Origin of the sequence: Rhodosalinus halophilus (assembly GCF_003298775.1) — a bacterium.
Classification (GTDB): domain Bacteria; phylum Pseudomonadota; class Alphaproteobacteria; order Rhodobacterales; family Rhodobacteraceae; genus Rhodosalinus; species Rhodosalinus halophilus.
Window position 1 is genome coordinate 293,368 of sequence record NZ_QNTQ01000006.1, and the last position, 19,578, is coordinate 312,945.

The following is a 19,578-nucleotide window of genomic DNA, read 5'->3' on the forward strand; positions in this document are numbered from 1 at the left end:
GACGCTGCGGCAAGAACACCCCCGGGGCGGGGCGATGGCGTCGCCACACCCGAAGGGTGCGCCCCTTGGCCGTCCTGAACGCCGGGACCTTTCTTTCGAGGGAGGGTCGCCCGTGACCGAACGCCCCGCATTCTACCGCTTCCCCAACGGCGACAAGGCCCCGCTGCCCTTCGCGCCGGAGGAATACGACAGGCGCCTCGCCGGCCTGCGCCGCAGCATGGCCGAGGCTGGCGTCGAGGTGGAGCTGCTGACCTCGATGCATAACGTCGCCTACTATTCCGGCTTTCTCTACTGTTCCTTCGGGCGGCCCTATGGCCTTGTCGTGACGCCCGAAACTTCGGTGGTCGTCGCGGCCGGCATCGACGGCGGCCAGCCCTGGCGGCGCTGCCACGGCGATGCGCTGACCTACACCGACTGGGCGCGCGGCAACTTCTGGCGGGCGGTCGCGCATGTGGCGGGCACCGGCCGGCGGCTGGGGATCGAGGGCGACCACCTGACGCTCGCCGCGCGGGCCGACCTCGACGCGCATCTCGCGCCGGTATCGGTCACGGACCTGGCCCCCGCCACGATGCGCCAGCGCATGACCAAGTCGCCGGCCGAGATCGCGCTGATCCGGCAGGGCGCGGCGGTGGCCGACATCGGCGGCGCGGCGATCCGTGACGCGATCCGCGAGGGCGCGCGCGAGATCGACGTGGCCATGGCCGGGCGCGACGCGATGGAGGCCGAGATCGCGCGGCGCTTCCCCGAGGCCGAGTATCGCGACACCTGGGTGTGGTTCCAGTCGGGGCTCAACACCGACGGCGCGCACAACCCGGTCACCGGGCGCAGGTTGTGCCACGGCGACATCCTGAGCCTCAACACCTTCCCGATGATCTCGGGCTACTACACGGCGCTCGAGCGCACGCTCTTCCTTGGCGCGCCCGACGCGGACAGCCTGAGGATCTGGGAGGCCAACGTCGCCGCGCATGAATACGGTATCTCGCTGCTGCGGCCCGGCGTGACCTGCGCCGAGGTCGCGCATCGCATCAACGCGTTTCTGGAGGAGCGCGGCCTGCTGCAATTCCGCAGCTTCGGCTACGGCCACAGCTTCGGCCTCCTCTCGCACTACTACGGCCGGGAAGCGGGGCTGGAGCTGCGCGAGGACATCGATACCGTGCTGGAGCCCGGCATGGTGATCTCGATGGAGCCGATGCTGACCATCCCCGAGGGCGAACCCGGCGCGGGCGGCTACCGCGAGCACGACATCCTGATCGTGACCGACGGCGCGCCGGAGAACATCACCGGTTTCCCGTACGGCCCCGCGCACAACGTCCTGGGCTAGGATCGAACGGGCCGGGCGGTGCGCCCGGCCCCTCGCGGTCACTGGCCGAAGCGGCCGAGCGCGCGGTAGTCGATCCCCTCGAGCAGGGCGAAGATCTGCTCCTGATCCTTGCCGTTGGCCTGCACGAGGATGCGGCTGTCGACGAGGCCGGTCACTTCCTCGTCCTGGATGGCGAATTTCTGCCGGCCGATGCGCTCCACCTTCAGCCCCATCGCGGCGGCGTTGGCCAGCATCCCCGACATCGCGCCGACCATCGGGCTGCCGGCGACGATCGTGAGCGACATGGCGCCGTCGCCCCCCTCCTCGCGGTATTCCGCTTGCGCCCCTGTGCCGCCGCCCATCATGGCGAGGCCCGCGCTCATCTCGGAGCTGACCTCGCGCGTCCAGCCGCCAGGCGCCTCGGGCAGGAAGCCGACCAGCGCGTCGGACTGCTTCTCGAGCATCTTCTGACGGGCGTAATCCACCTCTTCGAGAGCATAGGCGATGTCGCCCTCCTCGTAGGCTTCGATGGCGGACCGAAGCGTGTCGGTGATCTCGTCTGCTGCGGCTGGCAGGGCGACCAGGGTCGCGGCGGCAGCGCATGCGAGCACTTTCATCAAAGTAACCTCCCGGAAACGAACGTGTCGCGGGCGAACCTGCCTGCTCGCCTGCCGCGGTGCAAGCGGCGCACCAAGTGCCGCGTTGCGGCAGGACGGCGTGCCGCGTATCAAGGCGGCAGGCGCGGCGGCGCCGGAAGGAGAGCGGCATGGCGGCACTCGCACGGCTCGTGATCGTTGGCTTCATCGTGCTGACGGTGATCTACGTCAGCCTGTCGCTGTGGTCGCGCGCCGTGCGCCGCGAGCGGCTCGAGCAGCGCTGGGCCGAGAAGGGCCGCATCGGCGACCGCGAGGCCTTCGTGCGCCGCGGGCTGGAGCGCTACGACGCCTCGATCCGGCGCAAGCTGCTGCTGGGGGTCTATGTCATCCCGACGGTGGTCGTGGCAGCGATCATCTATATCACGAACTACGGCTGAGGAGGCGGCGATGGTCTACGTGAAGTGGTTTTTCATCCTCGCCTTCTGGGCGGTGGTCCTGGGCTTTCTCCACTACACGCTGCCGCAGCACGACATCGTGCGGATCACCGATACCTACGAGACGCGGGTGGACTACGGCGAGAATTCGTTGTTCTGGGCATCCGAATCCTCCGGCATGGCGACCGAGGTGCCCGGGCGCGACGTGTTCTTCATCCAGTCGCGGCTGACCAACGGCCGGCCGATGATCTACCGCAACGAGGACACCGGCTGGGGCTGGCCGCCCTATTTCAAGTTCGACTCCGCCAACCTGCAGGCCGACGCGGCAGACCTCCGCTCCACCCAGGATGACCCGCGGTGGGTGGTGGTGCGTCACTACGGCTGGCGAAACGAGTTCATGTCGATCTATCCCAACGCGGTGGATGTGCGGCTGGCCGAGGGGCCCGGGGAGCGGATCATCCCCTGGTTCAACATCGTGATCCTGACGCTGCTCGCGGCCTTCGTCTGGGGAGTCTGGGTGCGCTGGCGACGCTTCCGCCGGCGTCGGGTCGATCCCGTACTGGAGGAGATGGGCGACAGCGTGGCCGATTTCTCGGACGGCGTGTCAAGGCGCGGCGCGCGCCTGCGCCGGTGGTGGAAGAACGAGCCGGGCTGAGGCGCGCTCATCGGTCCCTCACGGTCCCTCTTCGCGCCGGCGGGCCGCGCTGCCGCGTTGGGGAATCGCCGCAGAGGGCCGCCGGTTCCGCGAAGAGCGCCCGCAAGGGCGCGATGAGCGCTCAGCGCGCGCCGTAGTAGAGCCCGACGACGTGCTCGGCCTCGGCGAAGAAGAGCCAGCGCGATACCGCGACGCCCGAGAGATGCACCAGCGCCGCCAGGGCCGCCCCGATCTTGCCGAAGGCGGGCAAGAGCAGCACGAGCGGCAGGATCGCCATCAGGATGACCGCCGCAAAGCGCAGCCGCATCGCGTGCCGCCGACCCACGACGAAGACCATCTCGCGCAGCAGGTAGTTCGGCCCCGTATGCGGCGGCTCGAAGCTGTGCACGCGGCCGCGGTCGCCCAGCCCGGTCGCGGTGCCGAGGTCGGTGCCGGATTCGGCGAAGCGGCGGTCGCCCCGGACCCACCATGCGAGTTGCAGCACCAGGGCCACGATCAGCAGCACGCGCGCGGCCCCGCTCTCGCCCGCGAAGAGCGCGCCACCGGCGAGGGCGATCGTCAGGAAGAGCGCCGGCGTGAGCGGCGTGTGCCAGCGTGGCACCGCCTTCATCTGCGTGTAGATCATCGAGGTGGTGACCACCGTGGCCAGCGCCAGCGCGGCGCCCAGCCAGCCCAGCGGCGCGAGCCGGGTGCCGAAGAACACGAGCCCCGCGCCGTAGAGCGCCATGACCGTCAGCGTGGCCACCGCCGCCCAGGCCTCGCGCGACAGCCAGCTCGAGCGCCACTGCGTGAAGGCCTTCAGCGCGCGCTCCGGGTGGCCGAGGTGAAAGACCGAGGCCGAAAGCCCCCCCGCCGCCAGGGCGTAGGCCAGCGCGAAATAGCCGAAGGCGACCCAACCTGTCGGTGCGGGCATGCCGAGCCCGAGGAAGAAGAGAAAGCCGAGACCGGCGCCGGAGAGCGTGGTGAAGATCAGCAGCGACGGCGCCGGGTGCATCAGCCGCGGCCTCCGGGCAGCCTGTCCAGCGTCCGGTCGAGCCAGCCCAGAAAGCCGCGTGGCTCCTGCGCCACGGGCTCGAGCGCCGGGGCCGCAGGCATCCGGTCGCGCTCGCGCGGCGGCAGGTACTTGTTGACGGGCCTGGTGCCCTGCTCGGGCATGAGGTCCATCCCGCCGCGTTCGGCCACGAGGCGCGAGACGGCGCTCTCCGGGTCGGCCAGATCGCCGAAGTGCCGCGCCCCGGCGGGGCAGGTCCGCACGCAGGCGGGCTCGCGATCCTCTGGTGCCAGATGCTCGTTATAGATGCGGTCCACGCAGAGCGTGCATTTCTTCATCACGCCCTCGGCCATGTCCATCTCGCGCGCGCCGTAGGGGCAGGCCCAGGCGCAGAGGCCGCAGCCGATGCAGGCATCCTCCTCCACCAGCACGATCCCGTCCTCCGCGCGCTTGTAGGAGGCCCCGGTCGGGCAGACCGTGACGCAGGGCGCGTCCTCGCAGTGCAGGCAGGATTTCGGAAAATGGACGAGCTGCGGCGGGCCTTCCTCGGGCGCGACCTCGTAGGAATGGACGCGGTTGAGGAAGGTGCCTGACGGGTCCGCGCCGTAGGGGTCCTGATCGGAGAGCGGCGCGCCATAGGCGACGTCGTTCCAGCCCTTGCAGGCGATCACGCAGGCATGGCAGCCCACGCAGGTGTCGAGGTCGATCACCAGCCCCAGCTTGCGCTCCGTGGTTTCAGGCAGATCGGTCATGAGGCCTTGCGCGGTTGGTCGGCTGACGCCGGCGGTCTGTAGGTCACGTAGCTCTTCAGGAAGCCCAGCTTCCACTCACGCCAGATCGTGCTGTCGGGAAAGAGTGTCTCGAGTTCGGATCGCCGGACTATGGTTGTCGTCGCGACCATGTCGGTCCATGCCGGGAGCTCGCGGTGCCAGCGTCGGATGAAGGCAGCGCGGGTGCGTTCTGGATAGAACCACCAGAACGGCATGTGGCAATGCGCCTCGATCGGAAACCAGATCGACGGTGTCTGCACCCACCATGCAGGGGCGAGGCGCAGCACCTCGCCGGCGAAGGCCGCGCGCTTGTCCGCGTCGCCCACATGCTCGATGACGCTGTTGGAAAAGGCGATGTCGAAACTCATGTCGGCGGCGAAGTCCACTGCGCAGGCATCCCCGTCGACAAGCGTAATCGCGTGGTGCGAGGGTGGCGCCTCGGGCGGGTTGATACCCGGCAGATTGACCACCGTGATGTCGAGCGGGGTGGGGCAGTCGTCCCAGAAGCGGGGGTCACCGCCAAGGTCGATGATCCGCTCTCCGCCCTTCAGCCGCATCAAGCGTATGAACTCGGCCATGCGCCGCTGGCGCGCTGCGGCGGCGAAGGGACCGCGCAGCTGCATCGCCATCTTCAGATAGGAATTCTTCATGGCAGGCCTCGTGCAAATACCGGATCGAAGACCGGCAGCGACTCGCCCGGCGGCTTCGATTTCTCGATCTTGACGCGCAGGTCGAACCACGCGGCCTGCCCGGTCACCGGGTCGGAGTTGGCCCAGCGCAACCCGTCGCCGCGCGCGGGAAGCAGCTCATGGATAAGATGGTTCAGCAGGAACCCCTTCGTCGCCTCCGGTACGTTCCGGTCGAGCGCCCAGGCGCCCTTGCGCTTGCCGATCGCGTTCCAGGTCCAGACCGTGTTCGGGTTGAGCGCCGCCATCGGCGCGACCGGCACCGTGATCTCGCCCGTCTCCGACGTCACCCGCGCCCAGTCGCCGTCACTGAGCCCGTGCCGCGCCATCAGGTCCGGATGCATGTAGAGCGGGTTGACCCCGTGGATCTGCCGCAGCCAGGCGTTTTGCGAGCCCCAGGAGTGATACATCGCCATCGGCCGTTGCGTAAGCGCGTGCAGCGGGTATTCCACCGGATCGGCGTGCCCGTCGCCCAGCGGCGGGTACCATGTGGGCAGGGGCGTGAGCGTGGCCTTGATCCGCTCGCGCAGGTGCTCTGGCGGCTGACGGTCGCCCACGCCCTCGGCCGCAAGCTGGAAGCGGCGCAGGGGCTCAGCGTAGAGCTGGAAGAGATAGGGCTGCGGCGTGTCGTAGAAGCCCATCGCCACTGCCCAGTCCTGATAGGCGCGGCTCCAGGGCCGCATGTAGCGCGCCTCGTCCGGGATCTCGGCCAGGAAGAAGCCGCCGTTGGCCTTGTAGTTGTCCAGTTGCCCGCCGTTCGGCGCGCCGCGTCCGTGCACCAGCCCACGCTCACCCGTCCGCCAGCCGGCGAGCGGCCCGACCCCCGCCCGGCGCTCGTGATTCACCATGTAGTCGGCATAATCGGCGTATTTCGGCGCGCCGTCATCATCCACGAAGCCCGGCAGGTCCAGCCGCGCGCCGAGGTCGATCAGCACGGACTGGAAGCCGCGCACGTCGCGGTCGGGCTCGACCACCGGCCAGCGGATCGCGTCGGCCGCGGCGTCCGCCTCCGAGATCGGGCGGTCGAGAAGGCTGATGCAGTCGTGCCGCTCCAGATAGGTGGTGTCGGGCAGGATCAGGTCGGCATAGGCCACCATTTCGGACGCATAGGAATCCGAATAGATGATCCGTGGGATGACGTAGTCGCCGCTCTCGTCGGTGTCGGTCAGCATGTCGATCACGCCGCGCGTGTTCATCGACGAGTTCCACGCCATGTTCGCCATGTACATGAACAGCGTGTCGATCCGGTAGGGGTCGCCCGCGTGGGCGTTCGAGATCACCATGTGCATGAGGCCGTGCACCGAGAGCGGGTTCTCCCAGGTGAAGGCCTTGTCGATGCGCTGCGGCCGACCGTCGTCGTCGATCGCAAGATCCTCGGGTCCCTGCGGAAAGCCCAGGTGCGGGCCACCCAGCGGCTGGCCCTTTTCACATTTCGCGTGCGGGCGCGGGTGCGCCTCTGGTGGCTTCGGGTAGGGCGGCTTGAAGCGGAAGCCGCCGGGCCGCTCGACCGTGCCCAGCAGGATCTGAAGGACGTGCAGGGCGCGCGCTGTCTGGAAGCCGTTGGAATGGGCAGAGATGCCGCGCATGGCGTGAAAGCTCACCGGGCGCATCGTGACGCTCTCGTGCCGCTCGCCGCGGAAGTCCTCCCAAGGGTAGGGGATTTCCTCCGCCTCGTCGAAGGCCACGCGCGCAAGCTCGGCGGCCAGCGCGTGGATGCGCTCGGCGGACACGCCCACGCGGTCCGCCACCGCCTCGGGCGCATACGCGCGGTCAAGGTATTGCTCGGCGATCAGGTGCATCACCGGGCGGTGGGTGAGGCCCGCGCGTCGCCAGGTGCCCGCGAGGTCCGGCTGCACGCCCGGCGCATCGAAGGGCGCAGGCTTGCCCGTGCGCCGGTCCAGCACCAGCGGCTTGCCGTCGTCGTCGCGCAGGAAGAGGCCGTGCTCGGCCGACTTCGGGTCGGAGTTCACAAGCACCGGCGCGTTGGTCCAGCGCGCGAGATAGTCGAGGTCGATCCTGCCCGCGCGCAGCAGCTCGTGGATCAGCGACAGGATCAGCAGCCCGTCGGTGCCGGGCGTGATCCCGATCCAGTCGTCGGCCACGGCGTTGTAACCCGTGCGGATCGGGTTCACCCCCACCACCCGCGCGCCGCGTTCCTTGAGCCGGCCGAGCCCCATCTTGATCGGGTTCGAATCGTGGTCCTCCGCCACGCCGAAGAGCACGAAGAGCTTCGTGCGCTCCCAGTCGGGCTGCCCGAACTCCCAGAAGGCGCCGCCCATCGTGTAGATGCCGGCCGCCGCCATGTTGACCGAGCAGAAGCCGCCGTGGGCCGCGTAATTGGGCGTGCCGAACTGCTGCGCCCACCAGCTTGTCAGGCTCTGGGACTGGTCGCGCCCGGTGAAGAAGGCGAGCCTCTCCGGGGCCTCCTCGCGCAGCGGCTTCAGCCAGGACACGGCCGTCTCAAGCGCCTCGTCCCAGTCGATCTCCTCGAACTCGCCCGACCCGCGCGGCCCGACCCTGCGCAGCGGCTTTCTCAGTCGCGCGGGCGAGCTGTGCTGCATGATCCCCGCCGCGCCCTTGGCGCAGAGTACGCCGCGATTGACGGGGTGATCGCGGTTGCCCTCGATATGGGTGACGCGCCCGTCCTTCATGTGCACGTCGATGCCGCAGCGGCAGGCGCACATGTAGCAGGTCGTTTTGCGCACCTCGTCGGAGATGCGCGGCGAGGTATCCAGGTCGGGCTCTGGCCGGGTCATCGCGTCTCCGTCACGGCTTCGCGGAAGCTAGGACAGATCGCGATCGGATGCGAGGGGGCCAGACCGCGGAGCCGGGCGCGGGGAAGCCTTTTTCAAAAGGCTTCAATTTCCTTGAAAGGGAATTGTCCCGCGCCCGCCACGGAAGCTTCAGCCGAAGACCTTCGTCAGCGCCGCGTCCACCGTCGCCGCGATGTGGTCGATGTCGTCCGCGGTGGCGATCAGCGCGGGCGAGAAGCAGAGCGTGTTGTTCCGGCCCGGCACCGAGCGGTTGGTGACGCCGATGATGACGCCGGCCGCGTTGCACTCGCCCACCACCTTCTGCGCCAGCTTCTCGTCCACCGGCGCCTTCGTCTCGCGGTCGGCCACGAGTTCCGCGCCGCAGAAGAGGCCCGATCCGCGCACGTCGCCCACGACCGCGTGCTTCTCCTTCAGCTCGCCCAGCCGCTCCATCAGCCGGTCGCCCATCGCGCGGGTGTTGGCCAGCAGGCCCTCTTCCTCGATGATCGCCATGTTCTCGAGCGCGGCCGCCGGCCCCGCGGTGCAGCCCCCGAAGGTCGAGATGTCGCGGAAGTAGTCGAGCGGATCCTCCGGCGCCTCCTTGAACATGGAGAAGACCTCTTCGGTCGTCACGAGGCAGGCGATGGCGGCGTATCCGCTCGCCACACCCTTGGCCATTGTCACCATGTCGGGCTGCACGCCGTAGTTCTGGTAGCCGAACCAGCTGCCCGTGCGGCCCACGCCGCAGACCACCTCGTCGATGTGCAGGAGGATGTCGTACTTGCGGCAGATCTCCTGCACGCGCTCCCAGTAGCCCGAGGGGGGCGGAATCACGCCACCGCCCGCCGTCACCGGCTCGAGGCAGAGCGCGCCCACGGTGTCCGGCCCCTCGCGCAGGATCACCGCCTCGATCTGGTCGGCGGCCCAGAGGCCGTAGTTCTCCTCCGGCGCGCCCTCCTGTTCGTGGCGGCGGTACTCGAGGCAGTGCGGCACCCGCACGAAGCCCGGCGCGAAGGGGCCGTAGTGCGCGTTGCGTTCGTCCTGCCCGCCCGCGCTGAGGCAGCCGATGGTGGTGCCGTGATAGTCCCGGTCGCGGAAGAGGATCTTGTGCTTTTTCCCGCCGTAGCGCTTCTGCGCGATCTGGCGGACCATCTTGAAGGCCTTCTCGTTCGCTTCCGAGCCGGAGTTGCAGTAGTAGACGCGGGAAAGCCCCGGCATCTTGTCGATCAGCGCCTCGGCGAAGCGCGCGCCGGGGATCGTGCCCGCGGCGCCCGCGAAATAGTTGAGCTTGACGAGCTGCTCGCGCACCGCGTCGGCGATCCGTTCGCGGCCGTAGCCCACGTTGACCGTCCAGACCCCGCCAGAGACGGCGTCGAGATGCTCCTTGCCGTTCTGGTCCCAGACCGACATGCCGCGCCCCTCGACGATGATGCGCGGCGCGCCGGTCTCGAAGGGCTTGTGCTGGATCAGGTGGTGCCAGACATGCGCGCGGTCGGCCTCGACCACGGCGGAGATGTCGTTGTCATGGCGGTTGCCGTCCATGCGCTCCTCCATCGGCTGGCCGGGCGCGCCCGGCGGATCATACGCTGCACCGGACACTAGCCGCTCGGCGTCGCCGACGCGAGAGCTTTCACGGCGCGTCAGCCGGCGCGAGCCCTTCGAAGAGCTGTGGCAGATGCGGTGCATAGGCACGCCACGCGCCGTCGGACCCGCGATAGAGGCCGCGCCGCACTTGCTGGCCGCTCGCTGTCGCGATCGCGCGCTCGGTGCGGTGGAAGTCGAGGCAGGCGGAATGCCACGGCAGCCCGCAGGCCGCGAGAAGGCGGCGGGTCACGGCCTCCTGATCCTCGACGAGCCCCTTGTAGGACAGGCGGTGAATCCGCTGCGGAAAACGCGCCTCCCAGAAGGCCATCAGCGCGTCGTGGAGGCTCAGGTACCGCCGGATGTCGTCCGCGTCGTAGGCGTAGCGGTTCCCGTCGGAGGCGAAGCGGTGCCGGAAGAGCGAGAAGGCCACGGCGCGGGGATCGCGCTGCACGTGGATCACGGCGGCCTCGGGCAGCGCGGTCAGGATCGCCCCGATCCAGCGAAAGTTGAGCGGCATCTTGTCTGTCGCCACGGGCCGGTCTCCGGCCAAGGGCGCGAGCCCGGCGAGGTAGGTCTCGCGCACGCGCCGCAGGGCGTCGGGGCCGGGCGCCGCGGGCGGCTCCGGGTCCAGAAGCGGCGCCGCTGCGTCCGTCAGCAGGGGCAGTTCTCCGCAGGCGGCGACCTGCGGATGGCCGGCGAGGATCTGTTCGACCAGCGTGGTGCCCGAGCGCGGCATGCCGAGCACGAAGATCGGGCGGGGTCTCGCGAGTGCGGCGTCGAGCGGCGCGGGCGGCGCGTCCCACACGGCGCGGATGCGAGCGAAGAGCGCCGCGTCCTCGGCGGCGTCATGGCCCAGGGCGGCCTTGCGCCGGGCGTTGGCCTCGCGCCAGGCCTCGGCCGCCTCGGCGTGCCGGCCCAGGTCGTCCATCGCCTTGCCCAGCGCGAAGAGCAGCCGCTCGCGGTCCGCACTCTCCCCGGCCCGGGCGAGATGCGCCTCGAGGGCCACGAGCTCCGGGTCGCCCTCCGAGAAGCGGTGCAGCTGCGCGAAATCCTGCCGCGCGGGCGCATGATCCGGCGCGCGTGCCAGAAGCGCCGCGAAGGTTTCCTTCGCGGCCTGAGCCTCGCCCAGTTCGCGCTGGCACAGGCCCAGATTGGCGCGGGCGTCGAGGTTGTCCGGCGCAAGCGCCGCCGCGCGTGCGAAAGCCGCCGCCGCCTCCGCGTGACGGCCCCGGTCGCGATGCAGCGCGCCGAGATTGTTCCACGCCTCGGCGAGCCGGGGATTCGCCTCGAGCGCCTGTTCATAGGCCGACGCCGCCTCGTCGTGCCGGTCCTGCGCCTGAAGGGCCAGGCCGAGGTTGTAGGCCGCGTCCGCGTCCCCGGGCCGGGCAGCGAGCGCGCGGCGGCAATGCGGCTCTGCCGCGGCCGGCTCCCCGGCGGCGACGCAGAGCGCGCCGAGAAGACCCGCCAGCGCGGGGTCGCCGGGATAGAGCGGCTGGAGCGCTTCGGCGTCGCGCCGCGCCTCGGCGACCCGGCCCGCCTGCGCCATCTGCACGACGCCGGAGAGCAGCGCCGGCGGCGCCGTGCCGTCCGACGCAAGCGCCGCCAGCCCCTCCTGCGCGCGCCGGTTCGCGGGGTAGCGCGCCAGCACCTCGCGGTAGAGCGCCGCCGCCTCGCTTGTCCGTCCCGCCTTCGCGAGCTTCGCGGCGCGGCGCAGCGTCTCGGCGGCGGAGGGCATGGCTCAGCCGGAGGTCCAGCGCGCGGCCCGGCTCCGCAGCGCCGCCGCGAGCATCGTGACGTCGATGCCGACGGCGACGAACTGCGCGCCGTGGTCGAGGTATCGCGCGATCGCCGCATCATCGGACGACAGGATCCCGGGTGCCCGGCCGGCCGCGCGGATGCGCTCGAGCGCGTCCCCGATCGCGGCCTGCACCTCTGGGGCGTCGGCGCGGCCGGGGTAGCCCATGTCGGCCGAAAGATCCGCAGGCCCGATGAAGACGCCGTCCACGCCCTCGACGGCGAGAATGTCGTCGAGCGCGGCAAGGCCCGCGCGTGTCTCGACCTGCAGGAGCAGGCAGATCTCGGCGTTGGCCGTCGTGACGTAGTCCGGGATTCCCGAAAAGCGCGAGGCGCGGGCGAAACTCGCGCCCATGCCGCGAATGCCCTCGGGCGGATAGCGGGTGGCGCGGACCAGCGCCCGCGCCTGTTCGGCCGACTCGACGAGCGGGATCAGAAGCGTCTGCGCGCCCGCGTCGAGCACCTGCTTGATGGCCCAGTCCTCGCCCATCGGCAAGCGCACCACCGCATGCGGCGGCAGCGGCTCGAGCACCTGAAGCTGCGCGGCGATGGTGGGCAGGTCGTTGGGCGCATGCTCGCCGTCGATCAGCAGCCAGTCGAACCCCGCGTGGCCCGCGATCTCGGCCGGGTAGGGATGCGCGAAGCCCAGCCAGCAGCCGAAGACGGTCTCGCCGCGGGCGAGCGCGGCCTTGAAGGCGTTGTGCGGCGCAGGCATGGGCTCAGATCCCTTCGGCAAGCTCGGTGATCGTCTCGAAGGCGGTGTCGAAATCGCGCGCCTCGGCGCAGAACTGCCCCGCCTGGAAGCGGATGACAAGCTGCCCGTCGATCTTCGTCTGGGTGAGGTAGATGCGCCCGTCGTCGTTGATCCGCTGCAGCAAGGTGAGCGTCCGGGCATCCGCGTCCTCGCCCGCAAGGCGGAAGGTGAAGAGCGACAGCACCGGCTCGGTCACGATCTCGAAGCCCGGCGCGGCGCGCAGCCGCTCGCAGAGATCCTGGCTCCAGCGGACATGGTTGCGCAGCATCTCGCGCAGGCCGGCGAGCCCGTGGAGGCGGATCAGGAACCACAGCTTCAGCGCGCGGAAGCGTCGGCCGAGCGGGATGGACCATTCCGAGTAGTTCACGACGCCATCGGCGCCATGGGTCTTGAGATACTCGGGCTGGATCGCCAGCGTGCGGGTCAGATCCTCGGGCGCGCGCAGGAAATGGGCCGAGCAGTCGAACTGCGCGCCCATCCACTTGTGGGGGTTGAAGACGACCGAGTCGGCCTGGTCCACGCCGGCCCAGAGCGTGCGGAACTCGGGGCAGAGCATCGCGGTGCCGGCCCAGGCGGCATCGACGTGCACGTAAAGCCCGTGCTTGCGCGCCACTTCGCAGACCGCGGCGATATCGTCGCAGGCGCCCATGCCGGTCGCGCCGGTACAGGCGACGATGCCCGCGGGCAGCATGCCCTCGGCCCTGTCCTGCTCGATCGCGCGCTCGAGCGCGTAGGTGTCCATCGCCCGCAGTGCCCCCTGGACAGGCAGCTTAACCAGATTGTCCTGCCCGATCCCGGCGACCCAGATCGCCCGGTCGATCGAGGAATGCACCTCCGCCGAGCAGTAGATCCGGAGCGGCGCCTGCCCGGGCAGTCCCTGCGCGTTGCCGGCCCAGCCCAGCGCGCGCTCGCGCATGGTGAGCACCGCGGCCAGCGTGGCGGAACTGGCGCTGTCCTGGATCACGCCGCGGAAGTCGCCGGGCAGGCCCACGGCCTCGGCCAGCCACTCCATCATCCGCGTCTCCATCTCGGTCGCGGCGGGCGAGGTCTGCCAGAGCATGCACTGAGGCGCGATCGTCGCGGCCAGGTATTCCGCCAGAACCGAGGCGGGCGCGGCGTTGGAGTTGAAATAGGCGAAGAAGCGCGGATGCTGCCAATGCGTGATGCCGGGCATCACGATGCGCTCGAAGTCGTCCCAGATGGCCTCCATCGGCTCGGGCGCCTCGGGCGGTGCCTCGGGCAGGGCATGCAGCGTGGCGCCGGGCTCGAGCGGGGCGCGCACCGGCCGGTCGCGCAGGGTGCCGTGATACTCGGCCGACCAGTCCGCCACCTTGCGGCCCCAGCGGGGAAACTCCTCCCAGTCCATCGCGCCCTCCCGTTCGTTAACATGTGAAGGGGTGACCGGGGGCGCCCGGGGTGTCAAGCGCGGCGCGGGGTGAGGTGTCGCATGGGTATTTTTGGACCATTGAAAGACGCGGCGAGGGCGCGGTGCGTCGCGGCGCCCCTTTGCAGCGACGTCAGAACGGGGCCGGCGCCCGGAAGGTGGCGCCGGCGCCGCCGTCCGGGTGGTGCAGGCGCAGTTCCTCGGAATGCAGCATCAGGCGCGGGTGCGCGCGCGCCGGACCTTCGGCGTAGAAGGGATCGCCGAGGATGGGGTGACCGATCTCGGCCATGTGCACGCGGAGCTGATGGCTGCGCCCGGTCAGCGGCATGAGCTTGACGCGCGTCTCGCCCTCGCTCCGGCGCTGCACGCGCCAGCGGGTCAGCGCCGGCTTGCCGGTCTCGTGGCAGACCTTCTGCTTGGGCCGGTTCGGCCAGTCGACGATGAGCGGCAGATCGACCTCTCCGGTCGTTTCCGCCAGATCGCCGCGCACGCGGGCGACATAGCTCTTGCGCACGCGGCGGCGCTCGAACTGAAGCCCGAGGTTGCGCTGCGCCGGGCGGGTGAGCGCGAAGACCATCACCCCCGAGGTGTCCCTGTCGAGCCGATGCACCAGCAGCGCCTCGGGAAAGGCGGCCTGCACCCGCGCGAGCAGGCAGTCGGCCAAGTGTTCCCCGCGCCCGGGGACCGAGAGCAGCCCGGCGGGCTTGTCGACCACGACGATCTCGTGGTCGGCGTGGAGGATGGCCAACGGATCCTGCGGAGGGGTGTAGCTCTGGGACATGCCGCGCGGAGATAGGGACGTTGCGCGGCGCTGTCCACAGTCCGGGCGGATTGACCTTCACGCGCCGAATCGCTAGCTCGCAGGCTTTCCGAAAGCATCACGAGAGGCGAGGCATGGCACGGCGGCGCAAGGGGCGCGACATTTCCGGCTGGCTGGTGATCGACAAGCCTTCGGGGATCGGCTCGACAGATGTGGTCAACATCGTGCGCCGCGCCCTGAACGCGAAGAAGGCGGGGCACGCCGGCACCCTCGATCCGCAGGCCACCGGTGTCCTGGCCGTGGCGCTGGGCGAGGCGACGAAAACCGTTCCCTACGTCACCGACGCGCTCAAGGCCTATGTCTTCACCGTGCGCTTCGGGCAGGCGACCGAGACGGACGACGCCGAGGGCGCAGTGATCGCCGAGAGCGACCACCGCCCGACCGACGCGGAGATCAAGGCCGCGCTGGGCGCCTTCGTCGGCGAGATCATGCAGGTGCCGCCTGCCTATTCGGCGGTCCGCGTCGCCGGCGAGCGCGCCTATGCGCTGGCGCGCGGCGGACAGGCGGCGGAACTGGAGGCGCGGCCGCTCTGGGTGGAGTCGCTGATCCTCGCCGACCGGCCCGACCGCGACCACGCCGAGCTCGAAATGGTCTGCGGCAAGGGCGGTTATGTGCGCTCCGTCGCGCGCGATCTCGGCGAGGCGCTGGGGTGTCTTGGCCATGTCACGGCGTTGCGGCGGGTCTGGTCCGGGCCCTTCTCGGTCGAGGAGGCCGTCACGCTGGAGCAGATCGAGGCGCTCGCAGGCACGGCCGAGCTCGACGCGAAGCTCCTTCCGCTCGAGGCGGGGCTGGAGGATCTGCCGCGCGCCCACGCCCCGGCCGAAAGCGTGGGGCGGCTGCGCAACGGCAATCCCGCCACGGTCATCGCCAGCGGAATCGACTACGGCGAGGAGTGCTGGGCCGAGGCCCAGGGGCGCGCCATCGCCGTCGGCCGCTACCGGGGCGGCACCCTGCACCCGAGCCGGGTTTTCAACGCCTGAACCCTGAACGAGAAAACCCTCCCCGAGGCGGGGAGGGCGCGGTTTTCGCCGGTCGAGGCCGTCCGGCTCAGTTCACCGTTTCGGCATCGACCACGTCCTTCTCGACCGCGGTGTCCTCGGCCTTGGTGATGGCGATTCGGCGCGGTTTCAGCGCCTCGGGGATCTCTCGCTCGAGGTCGATGTGCAGCATGCCGTCGGAATGGCTCGCGCCGGTCACGCGCACATGGTCGGCGAGGTGGAACCGCCGCTCGAAGGCGCGGGTGGCGATGCCGCGGTGCAGATAGACGCGGTCTTCGTCCTCCTCGGCCTTGCGCGCCGAGACGACGAGCTGGTTCTCCTTCACCTCGACGGAAAGATCGTCGGCCGAGAAGCCGGCGACCGCGATCGAGATGCGGTAATGATCCTCGTCGGTCTTCTCGATGTTGTAGGGCGGATAGGTGGGCTGGCTCACGTCGTTGGCCAGCACCCGGTCCATCATGTCGGCCAGCCGGTCGAAGCCGACGGTGGCGCGGTAGAGCGGAGCAAGATCGAAGCTTCGCATGGTCATCCTCCTTGGAGCGATACCTGTTGGTGCCCTCCCTCGCGCGGGACGGACGTTCGGCGCCACGGGGCCCGTGCTGGCACCCCGTGGCGTCGGAAATCTGGGAGCCCCGCGCAGGGCTTTCAAGATGCGGGGCGGATCACTCGGCGGTGACGAACTTGGCGCCCATGTCGCTGGAGCTTTCGCCGACGCGGAGCCGCCGGATTTCGGGGCCCTCGCCGGGCGCGTGGCCCCGCCCCGCGGCGAGCTCTGCTTCGAGAAGCGCGAGCGGCGCCTCGAGATCGGTGCCGAGCGCGACCTTCCGGCCGGCCATCTCGGCCTTGGCGCTGACCACCGAGACGATCTGCGGGCCGTCCGGGCCGAAGCTGAAGACCGGCGCGCCGGACGAGCCGAAGTCCACCTCGCAGTCCATCACCAGCACCCCTGACTGCCGCGCACGCACCGCGCAGACCTCCTGCAGCGAGGGCGCCTCGGCCCGGTCACGGGCATAGGAGACGACGCCGATCCGCGCGCCGGGGGCGGGCTGCGCGCCCGTGGTGAAGGGGATCACGGTCGTGTTGCGGATCGGCCGCGCGAGCTCCAGCAGAGCCACGTCGTTGCGCACCCGCAGCGGGCCGGTTTCGCTCTGAAAGACGTAGTTGGGATGCGCCACGGCCCGGCGGATCGCGCGATAGGCTTCCGCCCGTCCGTTCCGCCAGCCGGCGAGAAAGGTGATCTCGCGGTGGTCGAGCCGTGCGCCGCTCGCCTTGTCGTAAAGGCAGTGCGCCGCGGTCAGGACCAGATCGGGAGCGATCAGCGCGCCGGTGCAGAAACCCGTGCCGGCGAAGTCCAGCCGGCCCACCGCCTCCCATCCGCGACTCTTGTCGCCTGTGTCGAGCGTCTCGAGCGCGCTCTGCGCGAGCGCCCCGCTGGCGGCGAGGAGCGAAAGGGCGAGGGCGGCGATCAGGCGCATGGGCGTCTCCTCCGGCTGCGTTTCGGCCCTAGCGCCGGGGTTGGGCGAAATTAGGGCATGTCCGGGCCGAGCGCGGCGGGCCGCGGCCCGCCGGTCGCCCAGTCCAGAAGCTCCACCGTGTGCACGACGGGAACCTCCGTGCCGGCGCCGATCTGCATCATGCAGCCGATGTTGCCCGTGGCGATCACCTGCGGCGCCTTCGCTTCCAGCGTGGCGACCTTGCGCGCCTTCAGCTCGGCCGAGATCTCGGGTTGCATCAGGTTGTAGGTGCCCGCCGAGCCACAGCACAGATGGCTGTCGGCCGGCTCCACCACCTCGAAGCCCGCGCGCTTGAGCAGGGTCTTGGGCGCGGCCTTGATCTGCTGCCCGTGCTGGAGCGAGCATGCCGCGTGATAGGCGACGCGCAGTCCCCCCGGCGCCGGGCCGGGCGCCGGACGGTCGTCCGTCCCCGCGATCCGGTCGGCGGCGGGCTGACGCGAAGGCGCCTCTTCCCTCTCGCGCATCAGGAGGGTCAGCACCTCCGACACATCCTTCGCCAGGCGGCTGACCTCTGCGGCGTCCTCGGCCATGGCGGTGGCGCGGAACATGTGCCCGTAGTCCTTCACCGTGGTGCCGCATCCGCTGGTGTTTATGACCACGGCGTCGAGGCCCGCGCCGCGCTTCTCCCGCATCCAGGCGCGGATGTTGCGCGCGGCGCTCGCATGGCTTTCGTCGGTTTTGCCCATGTGATGGGTCAGCGCGCCGCAGCAGCCCGCGCCCTCGGCCACCACCACCTCGGCGCCCAGCCGAGTCAGCAGCCGGATGGTGGCGTCGTTGATGTCGGTGTTGAGCGCGCGCTGCGCGCAGCCGGTCATCAGCGCCACCCGCATCCGCCGCTCTCCCTTGGCAGGGAACACCTGGGGGTCGTCGTTGCGGCTGACCGGCGGGATGCGCCGCGGCGCCATGTCGAGCATCGCGCGCAGCCGCGCATCCGGCACCAGCCGCCGGAAGGGCCGCCCGAGCTTCGCCCCCACGAGCGCGAGGCGGAAGCGCCCCGGGTGGGGCAGCACCTTCGCCAGCAGCCAGCGCAGCGCCCGGTCGCGCCACGGCCGGCGGTAGTGCTTTTCGATGTAGGCGCGCCCGTGATCGACGAGGTGCATGTAATGCACGCCCGAGGGGCAGGTCGTCATGCAGGCGAGGCACGAGAGGCAGCGGTCGATGTGCAGCACCGTCTTGTCGTCCGGCACCCGCTCCTGCTCCAGCATGTCCTTCATCAGGTAGATGCGCCCGCGCGGGGAATCGAGCTCGTCGCCCAGAACCTGATAGGTCGGACAGGTCGCCGTGCAGAAACCGCAGTGCACGCAGGCGCGCAGCACCTCGTTCGAGCGTGCGACATCCGGATCGCGCAGCTGCTCTGCCGTGAAATTCGTCTGCACGCTCAGCCCTCCGCGTCGAAGATGCCGCGCGGGTCGAATCGGCGGCGCAGCCCCTCGGCGAGCGCCGCCACCGCCGGCGCTTCCGGCGGCGCGGCGGGCTCCGGCCCGTCGCCCCGCACCCGCGTCGCATGGCCGTCGAAGCGGCCCAGCCGCGCGCGCAGATCGGTGCCTTCCGGCACGCGCAGCCAGATCAGCCCCCCGCCCCAGTCGAGCAGCGCGCCCTCCGCGCGGGCCCGCGCCACGAGATCGGGCGCCACGCTCGGCCGGCAATGCACACGCCAGATCGCGCCCCCGGCCTCCTGCAGCGCCTCGACGTCCCGCACGGCGGCCCACGTGCGCGCGACCTCTTCGGGGTCGCGCACCGCCTCCGGCGTGCCGAAGTCGGCGAGCTGCGCGGCCAGCCGCTCCAGCCGGTAGCCCACCTGCGACTCGAACCCTTCCAGCCGCAGAAGCGTGCGGGCCGCGGCCGGATCATGCGCCGCACCCGTCACCTCATAGGGCGAGCCGAGCGCCGCCGCCATCGCCGCGACGGCGCGGCCGGTCTCGAGCCCCTCCAGAACGAGCATGCCTGACGTCTCCGGCGCCGGAAGCACCTTGAGCGAGATCTCCGACAGCACGCCCAGTCGCCCGCGGCTCCCGCAGAGGAGCTTCACCAGGTCGTAGCCCGTGACGTTCTTCATCACCCGCCCGCCGTTCGCGACGACGTGCCCCGCGCCATCGACGAAGCGCAGCCCGAGCGCGAAGTCCCGCGCAGCCCCCACCGCGATCCGGCGCGGGCCGCTCACGTTCGCCGCGAAGACGCCGCCGATGGTGGGCTCCCCCTCGGTGCCCATCAGTCCGCGGTGATCCATCGGCTCGAAGGCCAGCCGCTGCCCCTCGCGCGCGAGCAGGGCGTCGATCTCGGCCAGCGGGGTGCCGGCCCCCGCGACCAGCGTGAGCGCGCCGGGCTCGTAGAGACGCACACCCGACAGTCCGGCCACGGAAAGCACCTCGCCTTCCGGCGCCGCGCCACGCGTGCCGCCGCCGCGTATCGCGAGCGGCCCCGTCGCGCCTGCCACCGCCTCGGCGAGCTCCGCTTCCGTTCCGGGCGCGATCATGGTCCTTCCTCTTGCCGGAAATACTCTCGGGGGGTGAGGCGGCGAGAGCCGCCGAGGGGGGCAGACAGCCCC

The 19,578-nt window shown here is 70.6% G+C and carries 18 protein-coding genes; 4 read left to right on the forward strand and 14 right to left on the reverse strand.

The genetic code is table 11. The features are described 5' to 3' along the window. Positions 1 to 112 precede the first annotated feature (112 nt). Positions 113 to 1,321, forward strand: a complete 1,209-nt coding sequence (locus DRV85_RS08020) for an aminopeptidase P family protein (RefSeq protein WP_233495436.1) — start codon at positions 113 to 115, stop codon at positions 1,319 to 1,321. Positions 1,322 to 1,359: 38 nt separating this feature from the next. Here the strand turns inward: DRV85_RS08020 and DRV85_RS08025 are convergent, their stop codons facing one another. Further along, complete coding sequence (locus DRV85_RS08025) at positions 1,360 to 1,917, reverse strand: hypothetical protein (RefSeq protein ID WP_113288924.1); 558 nt, start codon at positions 1,915 to 1,917, stop codon at positions 1,360 to 1,362. Between the two features lie 149 nt (positions 1,918 to 2,066). Here DRV85_RS08025 and DRV85_RS08030 point away from each other — a divergent pair, with 149 nt between their 5' ends. Further along, a complete protein-coding gene (locus DRV85_RS08030; protein WP_113288925.1) occupies positions 2,067 to 2,333 on the forward strand; it encodes a hypothetical protein in 267 nt (88 codons plus the stop codon). A 10-nt stretch (positions 2,334 to 2,343) separates the two neighbouring features. After that, positions 2,344 to 2,985, forward strand: a complete 642-nt coding sequence (locus DRV85_RS08035) for a DUF1523 family protein (RefSeq protein WP_113288926.1) — start codon at positions 2,344 to 2,346, stop codon at positions 2,983 to 2,985. 121 nt (positions 2,986 to 3,106) lie between these two features. Here the strand turns inward: DRV85_RS08035 and DRV85_RS08040 are convergent, their stop codons facing one another. From DRV85_RS08040 to DRV85_RS08080, 9 genes are all read right to left on the reverse strand, one after another. After that, positions 3,107 to 3,979: a dimethyl sulfoxide reductase anchor subunit family protein gene (locus tag DRV85_RS08040; RefSeq protein WP_113288927.1), complete on the reverse strand. Its 873-nt coding sequence runs from the start codon at positions 3,977 to 3,979 to the stop codon at positions 3,107 to 3,109. Next, positions 3,979 to 4,728 carry a 4Fe-4S dicluster domain-containing protein gene (locus DRV85_RS08045; RefSeq protein ID WP_113288928.1) on the reverse strand — a complete coding sequence of 250 codons (750 nt, stop codon included), beginning with the start codon at positions 4,726 to 4,728 and terminating at the stop codon, positions 3,979 to 3,981. Before DRV85_RS08045 ends, DRV85_RS08040 begins: the two co-directional genes overlap by 1 nt. Further along, on the reverse strand, positions 4,725 to 5,396 hold the full coding sequence (locus DRV85_RS08050) for a class I SAM-dependent methyltransferase (RefSeq protein WP_113288929.1): 672 nt from the start codon (positions 5,394 to 5,396) through the stop codon (positions 4,725 to 4,727). Before DRV85_RS08050 ends, DRV85_RS08045 begins: the two co-directional genes overlap by 4 nt. Then, on the reverse strand, positions 5,393 to 8,188 hold the full coding sequence (locus DRV85_RS08055; RefSeq protein ID WP_113288930.1) for a molybdopterin oxidoreductase family protein: 2,796 nt from the start codon (positions 8,186 to 8,188) through the stop codon (positions 5,393 to 5,395). The genes DRV85_RS08050 and DRV85_RS08055 overlap by 4 nt, the downstream gene beginning before the upstream one ends. 147 nt (positions 8,189 to 8,335) lie before the next feature. After that, positions 8,336 to 9,727: an aminotransferase family protein gene (locus tag DRV85_RS08060; protein WP_113288931.1), complete on the reverse strand. Its 1,392-nt coding sequence runs from the start codon at positions 9,725 to 9,727 to the stop codon at positions 8,336 to 8,338. A gap of 88 nt (positions 9,728 to 9,815) precedes the next feature. Then, a complete protein-coding gene (locus DRV85_RS08065) occupies positions 9,816 to 11,504 on the reverse strand; it encodes a tetratricopeptide repeat-containing sulfotransferase family protein (protein ID WP_113288932.1) in 1,689 nt (562 codons plus the stop codon). A 3-nt stretch (positions 11,505 to 11,507) separates the two neighbouring features. After that, positions 11,508 to 12,278 carry an HpcH/HpaI aldolase family protein gene (locus DRV85_RS08070; RefSeq protein ID WP_113288933.1) on the reverse strand — a complete coding sequence of 257 codons (771 nt, stop codon included), beginning with the start codon at positions 12,276 to 12,278 and terminating at the stop codon, positions 11,508 to 11,510. Between the two features lie 4 nt (positions 12,279 to 12,282). After that, positions 12,283 to 13,683, reverse strand: a complete 1,401-nt coding sequence (locus DRV85_RS08075; RefSeq protein WP_113288934.1) for a pyridoxal phosphate-dependent decarboxylase family protein — start codon at positions 13,681 to 13,683, stop codon at positions 12,283 to 12,285. 151 nt (positions 13,684 to 13,834) lie between these two features. Then, a complete protein-coding gene (locus tag DRV85_RS08080; protein ID WP_113288935.1) occupies positions 13,835 to 14,482 on the reverse strand; it encodes an RluA family pseudouridine synthase in 648 nt (215 codons plus the stop codon). A 113-nt stretch (positions 14,483 to 14,595) separates the two neighbouring features. Between DRV85_RS08080 and truB the strand changes: the two genes are divergently transcribed. Next, the gene (gene truB, locus DRV85_RS08085; protein WP_113288936.1) at positions 14,596 to 15,501 is read left to right on the forward strand and encodes a tRNA pseudouridine(55) synthase TruB; all 906 of its coding nucleotides are present in this window, start codon (positions 14,596 to 14,598) and stop codon (positions 15,499 to 15,501) included. A 67-nt stretch (positions 15,502 to 15,568) separates the two neighbouring features. Here the strand turns inward: truB and DRV85_RS08090 are convergent, their stop codons facing one another. From DRV85_RS08090 to DRV85_RS08105, 4 genes are all read right to left on the reverse strand, one after another. After that, the gene (locus DRV85_RS08090) at positions 15,569 to 16,042 is read right to left on the reverse strand and encodes an Hsp20 family protein (RefSeq protein ID WP_113288937.1); all 474 of its coding nucleotides are present in this window, start codon (positions 16,040 to 16,042) and stop codon (positions 15,569 to 15,571) included. 139 nt (positions 16,043 to 16,181) lie between these two features. Beyond that, a complete protein-coding gene (locus tag DRV85_RS08095; RefSeq protein ID WP_113288938.1) occupies positions 16,182 to 16,994 on the reverse strand; it encodes a trypsin-like serine peptidase in 813 nt (270 codons plus the stop codon). Positions 16,995 to 17,044: 50 nt separating this feature from the next. After that, positions 17,045 to 18,409: a glycolate oxidase subunit GlcF gene (glcF, locus tag DRV85_RS08100; protein ID WP_113288939.1), complete on the reverse strand. Its 1,365-nt coding sequence runs from the start codon at positions 18,407 to 18,409 to the stop codon at positions 17,045 to 17,047. Between the two features lie 2 nt (positions 18,410 to 18,411). Next, positions 18,412 to 19,503, reverse strand: coding sequence for an FAD-binding protein (locus DRV85_RS08105; RefSeq protein WP_113289210.1), 1,092 nt, complete (start codon positions 19,501 to 19,503; stop codon positions 18,412 to 18,414). Between the last annotated feature and the right edge of the window lie 75 nt (positions 19,504 to 19,578).